General features: G+C 67.5%; 13 protein-coding genes. 5 read left to right on the top strand and 8 right to left on the bottom strand.

The features are described from left to right. Nucleotides 1-37 precede the first annotated feature (37 nt). The 6 genes from ASG07_RS02575 to ASG07_RS02550 all read right to left on the bottom strand — a co-directional run bounded on the left by ASG07_RS02575 (nt 38) and on the right by ASG07_RS02550 (nt 6,546). Nucleotides 38-1,711: an ATP-binding protein gene (locus ASG07_RS02575; RefSeq protein ID WP_055841712.1), complete on the bottom strand. Its 1,674-nt coding sequence runs from the start codon at nt 1,709-1,711 to the stop codon at nt 38-40. 91 nt (nt 1,712-1,802) lie between these two features. Then, entirely contained in the window at nt 1,803-2,576 is a 774-nt protein-coding gene (locus tag ASG07_RS02570) for a TIGR02186 family protein (RefSeq protein ID WP_055841709.1), read from the bottom strand. Beyond that, the gene (locus ASG07_RS02565) at nt 2,573-3,487 is read right to left on the bottom strand and encodes a sulfite exporter TauE/SafE family protein (RefSeq protein ID WP_055841706.1); all 915 of its coding nucleotides are present in this window, start codon (nt 3,485-3,487) and stop codon (nt 2,573-2,575) included. Before ASG07_RS02565 ends, ASG07_RS02570 begins: the two co-directional genes overlap by 4 nt. A 25-nt stretch (nt 3,488-3,512) precedes the next feature. Beyond that, entirely contained in the window at nt 3,513-4,310 is a 798-nt protein-coding gene (locus ASG07_RS02560; RefSeq protein WP_236694492.1) for a hypothetical protein, read from the bottom strand. Between the two features lie 179 nt (nt 4,311-4,489). After that, on the bottom strand, nt 4,490-5,848 hold the full coding sequence (locus tag ASG07_RS02555; protein ID WP_236694491.1) for a glycosyl transferase family protein: 1,359 nt from the start codon (nt 5,846-5,848) through the stop codon (nt 4,490-4,492). Between the two features lie 203 nt (nt 5,849-6,051). Next, complete coding sequence (locus ASG07_RS02550) at nt 6,052-6,546, bottom strand: outer membrane protein assembly factor BamE (RefSeq protein WP_055841701.1); 495 nt, start codon at nt 6,544-6,546, stop codon at nt 6,052-6,054. A gap of 132 nt (nt 6,547-6,678) precedes the next feature. On the opposite strand from ASG07_RS02550, the gene ASG07_RS02545 reads away from it, so the two are divergent. The 5 genes from ASG07_RS02545 to ASG07_RS02525 all read left to right on the top strand — a co-directional run bounded on the left by ASG07_RS02545 (nt 6,679) and on the right by ASG07_RS02525 (nt 13,436). Beyond that, nucleotides 6,679-7,197, top strand: coding sequence for a ubiquinol-cytochrome C chaperone family protein (locus tag ASG07_RS02545; protein WP_055841697.1), 519 nt, complete (start codon nt 6,679-6,681; stop codon nt 7,195-7,197). Further along, nucleotides 7,194-7,718, top strand: coding sequence for a YceD family protein (locus ASG07_RS02540; RefSeq protein WP_055841694.1), 525 nt, complete (start codon nt 7,194-7,196; stop codon nt 7,716-7,718). The genes ASG07_RS02545 and ASG07_RS02540 overlap by 4 nt, the downstream gene beginning before the upstream one ends. 215 nt (nt 7,719-7,933) lie before the next feature. Continuing rightward, the gene (locus ASG07_RS02535; protein WP_236694490.1) at nt 7,934-9,067 is read left to right on the top strand and encodes a serine hydrolase; all 1,134 of its coding nucleotides are present in this window, start codon (nt 7,934-7,936) and stop codon (nt 9,065-9,067) included. Nucleotides 9,068-9,118: 51 nt separating this feature from the next. Then, entirely contained in the window at nt 9,119-11,893 is a 2,775-nt protein-coding gene (gene polA, locus ASG07_RS02530; RefSeq protein ID WP_055841691.1) for a DNA polymerase I, read from the top strand. A gap of 28 nt (nt 11,894-11,921) precedes the next feature. Then, nucleotides 11,922-13,436, top strand: coding sequence for a lipopolysaccharide biosynthesis protein (locus tag ASG07_RS02525; RefSeq protein WP_055841688.1), 1,515 nt, complete (start codon nt 11,922-11,924; stop codon nt 13,434-13,436). Between the two features lie 6 nt (nt 13,437-13,442). Here ASG07_RS02525 and ASG07_RS02520 read toward each other — a convergent pair whose 3' ends face one another. Together ASG07_RS02520 and ASG07_RS02515 are read right to left on the bottom strand one after the other, a co-directional pair. Further along, complete coding sequence (locus tag ASG07_RS02520; protein ID WP_055841684.1) at nt 13,443-14,969, bottom strand: peptide chain release factor 3; 1,527 nt, start codon at nt 14,967-14,969, stop codon at nt 13,443-13,445. Nucleotides 14,970-15,115: 146 nt separating this feature from the next. Then, nucleotides 15,116-15,982, bottom strand: a complete 867-nt coding sequence (locus ASG07_RS02515) for an aldose 1-epimerase family protein (protein ID WP_055841681.1) — start codon at nt 15,980-15,982, stop codon at nt 15,116-15,118. Between the last annotated feature and the right edge of the window lie 55 nt (nt 15,983-16,037).

Below are 16,037 nucleotides of genomic sequence, written 5' to 3'. Positions count from 1 at the left end.
CACCTCCTCGTGAACGGGGAGGATTGAGGAAAAGGCCTTATTTTCCCTGCGCGCGCCAGCGCTGGATGGTGCGGGCGATGATCTGGTCCTCGCCGCCGACGTTCTTCCAGAGTTGCGAGAATAGCGGATCGCTGGACGCGGGGCGGCGGGACTCTTCCAGCCCGTCGAACGACACGCGGATCGGGATCGCGACGCCTTCGCCGCAGATGATGCACTCGCGGTTGCGCAGCGCCGGGATCGAATCGAGGAAACCCCGCGCGCCCTCCGGCATCGCGGCCCGGACGAAGGCCTGATCCCGCTCGTTGTTCAGACGCATGGCGATGATGGTGCCGCATTGGGACAGTACCCCCTCCGCCAGATCGGACGGACGCTGCGTGATGAGGCCCAGGCTGACGCCGTATTTGCGCCCTTCCTTGGCAATGCGCGCGAGGATGCGGCCGACGGAGTTGGTCTGGTCGTTGCCCGCGGGGATGTAACGGTGCGCCTCCTCGCAGACGAGCAGCACTGGCCGCTGCGGTTCGTTGCGCGACCAGATCGCGAAGTCGAACGTCATGCGGCTGAGCACCGCAACCACGACCGAGGTGATGTCGGACGGTACGCCGGACACGTCGACGATCGAGATCGGCTTGCCGTCGCCGGGCATGCGGAAGATGCGCGCCAGGAAGGTAGCCATCGTGTCGGCGACGAGCATCCCGCTGAACATGAATCCATAACGCGGATCAGCGCGAATCTCGTCGATCTTGGATTTCAGGCGCAGATACGGCGCGGTGTCACCGGCCCGGTCCATCTTGCCCATCTCCAGCCCGATCAGGTTCGTCAGATCGGACAGCAGATAGGGGATCGGTGCATCGACCGTCAGCTTCGCAATCTCCTGTCCCAGTCGATTCCTTTGTTTGGCGGCGAGCAGGCATTTGGCGAGGATGTCGGCATCCACCTGACGGTCGGAGCCGCTGGTGGTCAGGAAGACCTCGCAATGCTCCTCGAAGTTCATCAGCCAGTACGGCATCGCCAAGTTGTTGACGTCGTAGATCGCGCCATTGTCCCTGAACGCCGCAGCATATTCACCGTGCGGGTCGATCATGACGATGTGACCCTGCGGCGCGAGTTCGCAGATGCGGTGAAGAATCAGCGCGGCGGAGGTCGATTTGCCGGTGCCGGTCGATCCGACCAGCGCGAAATGCTTGCCGAGCATCGCGTCGATATAGAGCGAAGCGGGAATGTCCTGCGTCGGGTACACCGTGCCGATCGCAATCGCGGCGCGATCGTCGGCGGCATAGACCTGTCGCAGGTCCGCAGCGGTAACGGGGAACACCTCGCAGCCGGGCATCGGATAGCGAGTGACGCCGCGGCGGAAGTTGTAGAGTTTGCCCGTCAGCCGCTCCTCGTCGCCCTCGCCCAGAAAGTCGATGTCCGCGGCGATACAGGTGCCGCTGTTATCCTCCAGCTTCAGGGCGCGGACGTTGGCGACCAGCCATGCCGAACCGACCCGCATCTTGATCTGGCTGCCGACCTGCCCCGCCGCCGCCACGATGGGGTCGGGATCGAGCGACAGCATCTCCAGCAATGCGCGGTCGAGCAGCACGCGGCTGGACGCCCCGGCGATCGCGAAGACGCAGCCAATCGGGGCATGGCCAGTCCCCTTGGCGATCCCCATGGAAGCGATCGTCTCGGTCGAGCGCGTAAAGGCCGCTGGGCCGGGCATGTCGGTCATATCGTGGCGGAGTCCCTGCTAACCCGCCATTCCTGCACGCGTGCTGGTTACCATCGGGTTCATGCGAGACATCGACGGGATTAACCCTGCCCTAGAGCCGCCGCGCGACCCAGCCCGCGATCCAGCCGAGGGACACCGACAAGGTGACCGCGACAAGACCATAAAGCCATGAGTCCCGGTCCGCCGCGCGGGCGACGAAGCGTTCGAAGCCGGATTTGCGGATATCGATATCGCGCACCGCGGCCGCGACGACACGACCATCGCGGATCAGGAAGGTTTCGGCGGTAAAGCGTCCGACGGGGACGCGGGCGGGAATCGTAATGCGGGCGCGGTAGAGGACGGATTCGCTGATCTCGACCGCGCGTGGCGCCTCGACATACAGGCCCGCCCGCGCCTTCAGATCGACGAGGCCACGGGTAAAACGCGCCTGCACGTCGGGCGCGGAGGTGGACACCGGCGACAATTGCAGGCTGTCGAGGCCGAGTTCGTAAATGGCGCGCGTGCGGTCGTCGACGATCTGGCTGATCGGCCGCGACGAGGCGATGGCGTAGAAGCTGGGCGCGGAGCGGTAACGCGCGGATTGGGCGTTGACCCAGATGCCGGCGACCTTCTCCTTTTCGCGCATCAGCACTGACTGGGTCGGCCCCTTCACGACGACCACGACGTCGGCGGGTCGCTCACCATCCGGCACGCGACCGCCGGGATAGAGGATCGCGCCGAACAGCAGCAGGTCGGCGCCGGTGAAGCTGTAGACGATCTCGATATCGCGCTGCGAGACGTCCGGCACCAGCGTCGGTGCCGCCTGCCCCATCGCCAGCGGCGCGGCGAGCAGGAGCGCGATCCGCGCTGCGAAACGCGGGCTCATGAGATCGCGACCGAGAAAATCTCCTCCGGTCGCCAGACCAGCCCGAGCAGGATACGGATGCCGACGCCCAGCACCATCACCGCGAGGGCGAGGCGGAGATATTCGGGCTTCACCTTGGTCGCCATCCGCGCCCCGATCTGCGCGCCGGTCACCGAACCGACGAGAAGCAGGCCCGCGAGGACGATGTCCACCGCCTTGGTCGTGGTGGCATGAACCATCGTCGCGACGGCGGTGACAAACAGCGTCTGGAACAGGCTGGTACCGACGACCACGCCCGTCGCCATGCCGATGACGTAGATCATCGCCGGCACCAGGATGAAGCCGCCGCCGATCCCGAGCAGGATCGTCAGCACGCCGGTCATAAAGCCCAGCATCAGCGGCGCGAGCGGAGAAATGTAGAGGCCGGACGCATAGAAGCGCGTGCGGAACGGCAGGCTGGCGACGAGCGGGTGGTGGCGGCGCTTCTTGGCGCGCGGCGGCTGACCACGACGCGACAGGCCGATCGACACCAGCGACTCCTTCGCCATCAGGCCGCCGATCGAGCCGAGCATGATGACGTAGACGACCCCGATCACCGTATCGATCTGGCCGAGTTCCTGAAGTCGGCGGAACAGCCACGCACCCGCCATCGTGCCGAGGACACCGCCGCCGACGAGAACGCCGCCCATCTTGAAATCGACGCCGCCCCGGCGGACGTGCGCGAAGACGCCCGATACGCTAGCCCCCGTGACCTGACTGGCGGAGGAGGCGGCGGCGACCGTCGGCGGGATGCCGTAGACGATCAGCAGCGGCGTCGTCAGGAAGCCGCCGCCGACGCCGAACATGCCCGACAGCAACCCGACCCCGCCACCGAGCAGGATCATCACCAGGGCATTCACCGACAGGTTCGCGACGGGCAAATACAGGTCCACGGCCGCTGCCGTAGCGTTTCGACGGTCAGAAGTCGCCACCGATCGACAGTGCCGGACCGGAACCGGGACTGGCATCGCCGGCGATGCGGTGCCGCCAGTCGAGCGTCAGCCGGATCGCGCGCCCGGAAACCGGCAGGATGATGGCCGCCGTGGGGCCGACATCCAGCCGCGCCGCGTTGCGTTGCGCACCGCCCCAGATGCCGATGCCGAGATGGATCGGCGTGGTCGGCGTGATCGGCTTCGTAAGGCGCACGGCGGCATCGGCGAACAGGCCGCGGCGCAGGACCCCGCCCGCCTGGCCATAGCCGTCGACCCGAAAACCCGAACCAATCACTGCCGGGCCGAGACCGCCGGCGATGAAGACGGCCGGACGGGATGCTCCGCCATCGAGCGGCACGCGCTGTTCCCCGATCAGGTGGACGGACGCGGTGGACGGCTGCCAGTCGAGGCCGAGTGCCGCCTCCCGGTCGCGGCCGCGCAGGGGCGCGCTGATGCGCCCGGCGACCGCGAGACGCGCGGGTCGATCGATCAGGTAGGTGGCACGTGCGCCGATCTGGGATGCGCCGAGCTGGCTGGTCGCGAGCGTGCCGCTGCGACCGTCGCGGGCGATACCCCAGACGCTGAACGCCCAGCGATCGGGACTTTCGCTCGATGGTTGGTATGCGAGCCTTGCGACCGGCGGATCGGGCGGCAGGGCTGCGATATCGGGTGAGGTGACCAGCGGAACGGCGACGGCCGATGCTTGCGCGATCAGGACCGCGGCCGGGTCGGCGGCATCTGCCGGAATGCGGATCGATCCCGCGAGGTGCGCTGCGATCCGCAACGCCTGTGGCGCCTGGACACGATCCGCTGGTCCCCGAGCGACAGCGCGCGCGGCCTTCCTCCCAACGGCAACGTCCACGACCCGAATGGCAGGGGGCATGTCGTCCGGCCAGTATGCTAGGACCCGCAACGTCGCCCAGATCGTCAGCGTCGCGGCGAGAAAGCGTAGCGGGCGGCCGCTCATGCCCGTTCGACCGGGTCCACATCGGGGAAGACGTGCACCGTCTTGTCCCAGACCGGCGGCACGCCGCGAAGCGCCAGCAGATAGCGCCCCAGCGCGCGCCGTGCCGCCAGCATGGCGACCGCATTGCCGACGACGAGGCGCGGGACGGACCACACGCTCTCCCGCCAGCCATAGACCCGCGCGGTGAAGACGACCCGCATCACGCATCGCCACGCGAGCAGCGTGGTGTTGATCTGCAGCATCACCGCCAGCAGCGTACCGGGTGGCGGTGGCACGCTGCCCTCGATCCAGTGCATCAGCGCGGCCAGCGGCCACAACAGCAGCGCGGCATAGGCCGCAGTCAGCACAAGTACGGCCAACGGCGCGCTGCGATCCTTCATCCGCATCCAGTGATCGCCGAACGCGCCGGGGCGGCTCCAGCCGGTGCGATCCCAGCCGGACAGGGCGATGCCGCACATCCAGCGCGCCTTCTGGCGCACCGCCGCCGCCAATGTGTCAGGGAAATAGGCGCTGACGGCGACCACGCCGCCCTCCCCGTCGCCGACCCGCGCGAAGATGCCGCTTTCGCCCAGCCGCGCGATGGCGAGGCCGAGTTCGTAATCCTCGACCATGCAGGTCGGATCGAACGGATCGCCGCCGCGCCGTTCCGCGAGTCGGGCGAGCACATCGGGGCGGATCGCGCAGCCGGTGCCGGCCAGTGGCAGACCCGCTCCCAATGCGGTCCGGACCACGAGCGTGCGGAGATGCGACTCCGCGAACTCATCGGCATAATGACCCGACACCAGCCGCGACCCGCCACGGACGAGCGGCAGGACCGGCAGTTGCACGACGGAATGGCGTTCGATCAGCGTGTCGAACACGATCAGTTCGGCGGGGTGGACGAGATCCTCGGCGTCGTGGAACACGATCGCCTTCGGCATCGATCCCGTCGCCGCGAGATCCCGCCACAGCGTGTTCAGACAATCCGCCTTGCTGGTCGGCCCGAAGCGGTCGCCGATCACCGGCCGGATGCGGAGATCGCGATCCGCGACGGATCGCACGGCGGCGATCGTGTCCGGGTCGTTGGGGTATAATCCGACATGGATGGCGTAAGCGTCATGTCGGTAACGGGTCAGCGCTGCCCGTAACATCGGCGCGATCACCGTAGCCTCGTCCCAGGCGGGAACGAAGACGACGATGCGGCCGGATTTTGCCGCCAGCGGCAGCGTGGCCAGCTTCAACCGCGGCGGACCGCCCCGCCACACACGCCGAACGAGATAGATGCCGTCGATCAGCAGGTCGTCGATACCACCGATCAACAGCCCGACGGCGGCGAACAGCGCGATCTCTCGCACGATCAGATCGATCCCGTCCACGCTCGCCTCATTCCATCCGGAACGCGGCATTAACTTTGACAGGTAAAACTTACATTAGCAACATTCTGGACAGAACCATTCGCGGGACCGAGCGTTCATGCATCGATCCCCCTCCCTTTCGGGATCGGTGCCGGTCCAAGCACGGCCCGGCCGCGCCGTCGCGTAACACGCGGCGCGGCCAAACCGTCAAAGCCCTGAGCGAATTACGGGCCTGTGCGTCCGCCACCGGCACCACCACCCGCACCGCCACTGCCGCCTGCCCCCGCAGCGCCGACCGTGCCGATGTTGCCGAACAGATCCTCGAAGAACCCGCGCTTTCGGCCGAGCGTCGGCGTGGTCTTGCCATAGGGATCGATCGACGCGACCTGGTCGATGCCAGTGCGGCGGATCGCCGTCACCGTACCGGCCTGATCGAAGCTGATCTGCAACGCGATCTGCGACTTGGCCTTGGGCGACTGGAAACCGTAGTTGCGGCTGTCGCGTGCGATGTAATACCAGTCGCCGGTGCCGAATTGCCCTGACACGGTCGGCTTGCCCAGCACCTGCTGCACCGAAGCGCGATTGTCGACGCCCGGCTGGACCGAGTTCACGAGATCGACGTCCACCACATAACCCTGATGCGAACGCAGCGGCGCGCACGCCCCGGCGGCGAGGCCGGAGGCCAGGATCGCGGCGGCCAGGATGATGGGGCGGGACATGGGAAAGACTCCTCGCGGGGGCACGCACACTCTGCAAGGCAGCCCGCCCGCGATTGCTTCGGCCGCCGATCGCCCCGATATGCGAGGAGCGGGCGGCGCACAAGCCGCCGGACGGAGTCGGGGACGAGACGAGTGGGTTGGTTGGCAAAGGTCGGCGCGGTGTTCGGTGGCGGCAAGCGGGACGAGGCGTTGCCGCTATACAACGCGGTGGTCGCCCGCGCGCGGCAGCCGCACTGGTACGTCGACGGCGCGGTGCCGGACACCGTGGATGGCCGGTTCGACACGATCGCCGCGGTCCTGTCGATGGTCCTGATCCGGCTGGAGCGCGAACCTGCGGGCGCGGAACCCGCCGCGCGGCTGACCGAACGGTTCGTGGACGACATGGACGCGCAGCTTCGCCAGATCGGGATCGGCGACATCACCGTCGGCAAGCATATCGGCAAGATGATGGCGGCGCTCGGCGGCCGGCTGGGCGCCTATCGCGAAACGGTGGCCGGGCCGCAGTTCGAGGAGGCGCTGGTCCGCAACCTGTACCGTGGCGAGGCCCCTGCCCCCGGGGCGCTAGCGCACGTCACGTTCGAATTGCGCGCATTGCTCGATGCGCTGCGGGACGTTCCAGTCGACCGGATGCTGGCGGGAGAATTGGCATGAGCCCCGAATGGAGCCGTCCCGAACGGCTGGATACGATCGGCGAAGGTGACCGCACGATCGCGATCGAGGCGAACGAGGCCGAGCGCGCCGCGCTGGCGAAGCGATTCGGATTAACGGCGGTCGAGCGGCTGGAGGCCCGGTTCACGGTCAAGCGCACCGCGGCCGGGATCGAGGCGAAAGGCCGTGTAAAGGGTGCCGTGGTGCAGTCCTGCGCGATTACCGAAGAGCCGTTGCCGGTCGCGATCAACGAGCCCGTGGCGTTGCTGTTCGTCGAGGGCGACACGTCGGAGGACGAAGTTGAGCTGAGCGGCGATGCGCTCGACACCGTCGAGATCGAGGGCAACGCGATCGATCTGGGCGAAGCGGCGGCGGAGACGATGGCGCTGGCGCTTGATCCCTTTCCGCGCGGACCGAACGCCGCAGCGGCGTTGAAGGCGGCCGGCGTGATCGGCGAGGACGAGGCGAAGCCGCTGAGCCCGCTGGCGGCGGGGTTGATGGCGAAGTTGAAGGCGCGCGACTGACGGCCGGCCGATCATGCTGCAAGCGGGTACAGGCGGCACGCCTTCGGAGGGGTCGCCGCCCGCTGACGCACCGCCCGCCACGGTTTCGATCCTCGCACGCGACTCGCCTCGGCGCGTCAGGATGTCCGTTCGCCGCAGCGCCGGCAAAACACCATTCCACGGGTACGCGCGCTGGTTAAGGATCACGTCCAGCGGTGCGGGACGTATAGAATAGCATGACATTTTCACGGGTTGCGGCCCTGTTCATGATGATCGGCACGACATTGTCGGCATGCGGCTCCGGTTCGCGGCCGGGCAATAGCGGCATGACGCCGGCGCGACCCGAGCAGCCGGAGATTTCGATCCCGGTGCCGCCGCCCGCCCCCCGCCCCGTCAGTACCGCGCCGCGCGCGCTGCAGGCGGCGGTCGACTCCCTGATCCGCGGCTTCGACGGGCGTGCCGGGGCTGCCGTCCGCGCAGTGGACGATGGCTGGACCGTCGAAGCGGGCGGCCGCCAGCGCCTGCCGCAGCAGTCGGTGTCGAAACTCTGGGTGGCGATAACGCTGCTCGACCTGCGCGATCAGGGCCGGGCGCGGCTGGACGAGCCGATCGCGGTGCTCCCGGCCGACCTGACGCTATTCCATCAGCCGATCGCCTATCTGGTCGCCAAGACCGGCCGGTTCGATACCACGGTCGGCGGGCTGCTGACGCGTGCGCTGACGCAGAGCGACAATACCGCCAACGACCGGCTGCTGACCTTCGTCGGCGGGTCGTCCGCCGTGCGGGCGATGATCGCGAAGAAGCGGCTGGGCGACATTCGCTTCGGCCCCGGCGAGCGGATGTTGCAGGCGGGCACTGCCGGCCTCGTCTGGCAACCCGGCTATGCGATCGGCAATGCATTCCAGATCGCGCGGTCTCGCCTGTCACCGGAGGCGCGCACGGCGGCGCTAGACCGCTATATCGGCGATCCGCCCGACGGGGCTGCGCCGCTGGCGATCGCCGATGCGCTGGCGCGGCTGGCGCGCGGCGAAATCCTGTCGGAGACGTCGACGCGGATCATGCTCGACACGATGGGCGCGTCGGTGACCGGTCGGGCACGCCTGCGCGCCGCGATCCCGCCGGGGTGGAAGATCAGCCACAAGACCGGCACGGGGCAGGATTACGGACGGCGCAATGCCGGCTTCAACGATGTCGGCCTGCTGACCGCGCCGGACGGACGCCGTTACGCGCTGGCGGTGATGATCGGCGACACGGTGCGTCCGATCCGCGAGCGGCAGCAACTGATCCAGGCGGTGGCGGCGGCGGTGACGACGTTCGCGAATACGTCAACGGTCGCGGGTGGCTCGTCCGGAGGGGGTCTGGCGCATTGAGAGTGCGGGACCGCTTGGTCCCTCCCCGCTAAGCCGCTACATCGGGCGACGATGCCCCATCTCTATCTCGTCGACGGCTCCGGCTATATCTTTCGCGCCTATCACCGGCTGCCGCCGCTGACCAACGTCCACGGCGAACCGGTGGGCGCGGTCTATGGCTATACGACGATGCTGTGGAAGCTGGCGGACGAGCTGCATGCGGCGGACGGGCCGACGCACATGGCGGTCATCCTCGACAAATCGTCCAGGACGTTTCGCAACGAGCTGTACGACCGGTACAAGGCGCATCGGCCGCCGCCGCCCGAGGACCTCGTCCCGCAATTCCCGATGATCCGCGACGCGACGCGCGCCTTCTCCCTGCCCTGCATCGAGACGGAGGGACTGGAGGCGGACGATATCATCGCCTGTTACGCCAAGGCGGCGCTGGCGCAGGGTTGGGCGGTGACGATCGTCAGTTCCGACAAGGACCTGATGCAGCTGATCGAGCCTGGGCTGGACCTGTACGACACGATGAACAACCGGCGGCTGGGGCCGGAACATGTCGCGGAGAAATTCCACGGCATCGTGCCGTCGCAACTCGGCGACGTGCTGGCGTTGATGGGCGACAGCGTCGACAACGTGCCCGGCGTGCCGGGGGTCGGACCAAAAACGGCGGCGAAGCTGATCCTGGAGCATGGCGATCTCGAAGCGGTGCTCGCCGCCGCGGAGGGGATGAAGAAGGGCAAGCTGCGCGACAATCTGATCGAGCATGCCGGCATGGCGCGGCTGAGCCGGCAGCTGGTCGAACTGCGCTGCGACGTGGCGCTGCCCGAGCCGCTGGAGGATCTGGCGCTGAAGGGCATTCCGGACGCGCCGTTGCGTGCGTTTCTGGAGCATCACGGCTTCAAATCGCTGCTCGCCAAGCTGGGCGGCAGTGCGGGGGTGGCGGATGCGCCCGTTCCCGCTCCGGCGAGCGTGCCGATGGAGGAGGACCCCGCCTGCGATCATGACGCGTACGAGACGGTCGTGGACGAGGCGGCGCTGGATCGCTGGATCGCGGTCGCGCGGCATCAGGGCTGGATCGCGATCGATACGGAGACGACAGGCACCGACGCGACGCAGGCCGATCTGGTCGGCGTGTCGCTGGCGCTACATCCGAACCTCGCCTGCTATATCCCGCTCGGACATGGCGGCAGTGACCTGTTGTCGGAAGTACCGGTGCAGCTGGATCGCACCGTGGCGCTCGCGAAGCTGAAGGACCTGTTCGAGGACCCGTCGGTCCTGAAGATCGGGCATAATCTGAAATTCGACATGATCGTGCTCGGGCTGTGCTCGGAAGTCGGCGGAATGGCCATCGCGCCGCACGACGACACGATCGTGATGAGCTTCGACCTCGACGCCGGGCTGCACGGGCACGGGATGGACGAACTGGCGGCGACGCACCTGTCGCATAGCTGCATCGCGTTCAAGGACGTGGTCGGCACGGGCAAGACGCAGCGCGGCTTCCACGAGGTCGATCTGAAAGCCGCCACCCGGTACGCCGCCGAGGATGCGGACGTGACGTACCGGTTATGGAAGCGCTTCAAGGCACGGTTGCCGGCGGAAGGCGCGACGCGCGTCTACGAGATGGTCGACCGGCCGCTGGTGCCGGTCATCGCCCGGATGGAGACGCACGGCATCCGCGTCGACCGCGAGAAGCTGGCGGCGCTGTCGTCGGAGTTCACAGGCCAGATCGCGGCGCTGGAAACCGAGGTCCACGCGATGGCTGGCGGGCCGTTCACGATCGGCAGCCCCAAACAATTGGGCGACGTGCTGTTCGAGCGATTGGGCCTAAAAGGCGGACGCAAGGGCAAGTCCGGCGTCTACTCGACCGATGTCACCGAACTCGAACGCCTCCAGCGCGAGGGCGGCGAGGGCGCGGAGATCGTCGGCAAGGTACTGGACTGGCGGCAGCTGACGAAGCTGAAGAACACCTATACCGACGCGCTTCAGCAGCAGATCAACCCGAAGACCGGGCGCGTGCATACCTCGTACAGCCTGACCGGCGCGCAGACCGGGCGGCTGTCGTCGACCGAGCCGAACCTCCAGAACATTCCGATCCGTACCGAGGTCGGACGGCAAATACGCGACGCGTTCGTGGCGGAACCCGGCAACGTCATCCTCGCGGCCGATTATTCCCAGATCGAGCTGCGGCTGGCGGCGCATATGGCGGACGTTCCGGCGTTGCGCGATGCGTTCGCGAACGGCGACGACATCCACTCGCTGACCGCGACGGAGCTGTTCGGGGAGGTCAATCGCGACACACGGGCGCGGGCCAAGACGATCAACTTCGCGATCCTGTACGGCATCAGCCGCTGGGGTCTGGCGGGGCGGTTGCAGGTGACCGCGGACGAGGCGCAGTCGATGATAGACCGCTATTTCGAGCGGTTTCCGGGCATCAACCGCTACATCGCGGAAACGCTGACACAGGTACGCGAGCGCGGCTTCACGGAGACGCTGTTCGGCCGCAAGACCCACTTCCCACGGATCAAGTCGAAGGTGCAGCACGAGCGCCAGGGTGCCGAGCGCGCCGCGATCAACGCACCCATTCAGGGCACGTCGGCCGACATCATCAAACGCGCGATGGTGCGGATGGAGCCGGCTTTGGCCGCCGCCGGGCTGGGTCATGTCCGGATGCTGTTGCAGGTACACGACGAACTCGTCTTCGAACTGCCGCCGGCCGATGTCGAGGCGGCGAGCGTGGTGATCCGCGGCGTGATGGAAACCGCCGCGACGCCGGCGGTGACGCTCACGGTGCCGTTGGGGGTCGAGATCGGCACCGGCGCCAGTTGGGGGGCGGCACATTGATGCCGCTATCCTCACCCTTTGCCGCCCGATGACCGACACCAAGGACATCGACGCGCTCGCCAAGGGAGGCCGGACGAATATCGCCGGCTTCATCCTGCGGCTGCTGGCGCGTATCCCGTTCCTGTTCATCGCGGGGCGATTTTACGGACCGGACCTCGTGGGGCGGTTCGCGATCGCCGTCGTCGTCGTGGAATTGGCGGCGCTGCTCGCGACGCTCGGGCTGAAGCGCGGGCTGGCGCAGGCGCTGAGCGAGTCGGACCGGCCGCACGCGCATGTCGTGTGGGACGGGATGGCGCTGGCGTTTTTCCTGTCGATCACCGCCAGTCTGGTGCTGTGGACGTTCCCGCAGCTGCTCTATCCGAACACGCCGATCACCGGGCTGGACCGATGGCTGTCGCTGATCGTCGTCGCGATCGCATGGTCGGACGTCAGTCTTGCCGCCCTCGCCTACCGCCTGAACGTCAAGGCGGCGGTGACGGCGCGGGCGGTCGTGGAGCCGTGGACGATCTCTGTCGCGGCCTATGCCTTCTCGTTCTTCACGATCCGTGACGGGCTGGTCCTGTCCTATGTCGCATCAATGACGGCGGCGCTGGTCGCCAGCATCGTGCCGTTCCTGCACAGCTATGGACTGCCGCATGGCTGGCGACCACAGTTGCGGCGGCTGGGCGGATTGGTGCGCGCCAACGCGCCGCTGGCGGGGGCGGACGCGCTGGAATGGGGAACGCGCAACGTCGACCGCTTCATCCTCGGCCTGTTGTTCGCGCCGTCGGTGGTCGGCATCTATTACATGGCGCAACAGGTTAGCAGCCTGCCGCAGAAGCTGAAGACCAGCTTCGATCCGGTGCTCGGCCCCGTCATCACGCGGGCACTGGCGGAGAACGACCGGGCCGCTATCGCGCGGCAGGTGCGGCAGGTGGCGTTCTGGATCATGGCGGCGCAGGGGCTGCTGGCGTTGATGGGATCGATCCCGGGCGAGGCGGTGATGGGCGTGGTCGGGCCGCAGTTCGTGGCGGGCACCGCGGCGCTCGCGTTCCTGCTGGTGGGCGAGGTGTTCGCATCGACCGGGGCGGTATGCGAATCGGCGCTGGTCTATACCGCGCGGCACCGGAACCTGCTGATCTCAGGCGTAATGCTGGCATTTCAGGTCGCGCTGTCGTTCGTGCTGGTGGCGGGGATGCGGTCGCTGGGCTGGCCGACGACATGGCAGGCGGCGGGGCCTGCGGTGGCGTTGATGGCCAGTCTAGGCCTGACATCGGTCATCAAGGCAGGATTGTTGCGGCACATTCTGGGCGCGCCGGTGTCGCCGCTGCGGTGGCCGCTCATCTGGGCGGTGCTGGCGGCGGGGACGGTCGGGGCGGCATTCACGGCCCTGCCGCAGGAGTTGGAGTGGGCGGAGCTGCTGATCGGCGAGCCTGCCATCGCCGCGACGTACCTGTTCGTGCTGTGGCGCTATGCATTCGGGCCGGCGGACCGGGCGCTGTTCGGCAGCGTGCCGAAGGCGGAGGATGCGACCCTGCCGAACGTGGGCGCGCCGGTCCGGTAGGAGCGACTAGCGCTCTCGCGTGGCGGCGAACTTTACCTTGGAATAGCGGTCGGAGATGTAGCCGACCTCCCACGCGCTCTTGGCCAGGAAGACGGGGTTGCCGTCGCGGTCCTTGGCCATTGCGCTGCGGTTCAGGTCGGTGAAGTCCTTGAGGTCCGAAGCCTCCGCGGCGGAAACCCAGCGGGCGGTTTCGAACGGGGCCGGTTCCAGTCCGGCCGCGACCTTGTACTCCGCGTCCAGCCGCGACAGCAGCACTTCGAGCTGAAGCTGGCCGACGACGCCGATGATCCAGTTCGACCCGATTTCCGGGTAGAAGACCTGCGTCACACCCTCTTCGGCCATGTCGTCCAGCGCCTTGCGCAACTGCTTGGTTTTGGTCGGGTCCTTCAGGACGACGCGGCGCAGGATTTCGGGGGCGAAGTTCGGCAGGCCGGTGAAGCGCACGTCCGCCCGCTCCGACAGCGTGTCGCCGACGCGGAGCGTGCCATGGTTGGGGATGCCGATGATGTCGCCGGGGAACGCCTCGTCGGCGAGTTCGCGGTTCTGTGCGAAGAACAGGATCGGCGAGTGGACCGCGAGCGGCTTGCCGCTGCCCGACGGGGTCAGCTTCATGCCGCGCTTGAAGGTGCCCGAACACAGCCGCATGAACGCGATGCGGTCGCGGTGGTTGGGGTCCATGTTCGCCTGCACCTTGAACACGAAGCCGGTAACCTCCGGATTGTCGGGCGCGACTGGGGCAGGTTCGGCCGGCTGGGTGCGCGGTGGCGGCGCGTGTTCGGCGAGCGCTCCGATCAGTTCGGCAACTCCGAAGTCCTTGAGCGCGGAGCCGAAATAGACCGGCGTCAGGTCGCCGTTGCGATACGCCTCGACATTGAACTCGGCATAGCCCGCCTGCGCCAGCTCGATCTCTTCGGTCCAGCGTTCGGACAGGACCGGCGCATCCTCGGTCTTGCCGAGAAAGGCGCGGCTGCCGCCTTCGGGGCGGCTGATCGTGTTGGTGACGAGGTCCAGCACGCCCTCGAACTCGCCGCCCATGCCGACCGGCCAGCTCATCGGGCAGACATCCAGCGCGAGCATGTCGGCGATCTCGTCGAGCAATTCGAAGATCGGGCGGCCTTCGCGATCGACCTTGTTGACGAAGGTGATGATCGGCACGCTGCGCAGGCGGCACACCTCGAACAGCTTGCGCGTCTGCGGCTCGATGCCCTTCGCCGCGTCGATCACCATGACGGCGGAATCGACCGCGGTCAGCGTGCGGTAGGTGTCCTCCGAAAAGTCTTCGTGGCCCGGCGTGTCGAGCAGGTTGAAGGTAATGCCCTCGCGCTCGAACGTCATCACCGACGAGGTGACGGAGATGCCGCGCTGCTGTTCGATCTTCATCCAGTCGGACCGCGCGCGCCGGTTCTGGCCGCGGGCCTTCACTTCGCCGGCGAGATGGATCGCGCCGCCGAAATACAGCAGCTTTTCCGTCAGCGTGGTCTTGCCGGCGTCGGGGTGGGAAATGATCGCGAAGGTGCGGCGGGGGGAGGACATTTTCAGAATCCGAGGCGCGGAAGGTTAGGCTAAGGTTAGTCCAATGCGACGTTTCGACTGCCGGCGCGGGCAGGCGTGGTGCGACGTCGCGATGGGTTCGCGAGCGCCCTATCGCAGATCAGGCGGCTGTAGGACAGGGCCGCGGGCTATGGCACCAGCGTGACGCTCATCGTCATGACCTTGGTATCGCCGGGCGCGACCTCGAACACGCCGGGCTTGTCCTTGTATTCGCCGGCGAAACCAGCGGGATCGGCGATGCCGTGCCAGGGTTCGACGCAGACGAACGACGCGCCGGGCATCGTCCAGATACCGAGCCGCGGCGTCTCCGGAAAGGCGATGCGCAGATGCGGACCGGTAGCGGCCCCGTAGGCGACCGAGCCGGAAGCGACCGGGTTCCAGACGAGTGCGTCCTCGGCGAACAGCGCATCGGCGAGGTGGAGCGTGCGACCGTCGAGCGGGCTGGGCCGTGGTTCGGCGGCGATCAGGCCGTCTGGGGTGATCGCGGCGAGATCGGGCGCCTCGTCGCGGTCGAAGACGATGCGGTGGTCGGCGCGGGCCTGATCGAAGGGAAGCGGCCATGCGAAGGCTGGGTGGAAGCCGAACTGCGCAAGGAGCGGCGTGTCGGCGGGATTGGTAACGCGCACCTCCGTCGTGAGGGTCGTGCCGTCGAGGCAGAACTTGACGTCGAGCCGGAACGCGAACGGGTAAGCGGCGCGGGTGTCGGGCGTGTCGGTCAGCGTGAAGACGACATGCGACGGACCTTGATCGGTGACGGCGAAGGTCAGGTCGCGGGCGAAGCCGTGCTTGGGCATCGGATAGTCGATGCCATCGACGCGGATGGTGCCGTGCGCGGTCTTGCCGATCGCGGGGAACAGCAGGGGGGCGTAGCGGGGCCAGTAGGCCGGGTCAGCGGCAGACATCAGTTCACGACCGGCGGCGTCGCGTAAATGGGTGAGCTCCGCGCCGTGCGGGTTGATCGCGGCGGAGAGGTGGTCGTTGGCGATCTCGATCATGTCAGTGTACTCCAAGCGTCCTCACCCTTCTGTCGCTGCGCTCCCCCTCCCTCTC

Source organism: Sphingomonas sp. Leaf343 (assembly GCF_001423765.1).
Taxonomy (GTDB): domain Bacteria; phylum Pseudomonadota; class Alphaproteobacteria; order Sphingomonadales; family Sphingomonadaceae; genus Sphingomonas.
The sequence above is the reverse complement of the archived record's forward strand: the minus strand, read 5'-3'. Positions and strand labels throughout refer to the sequence as shown.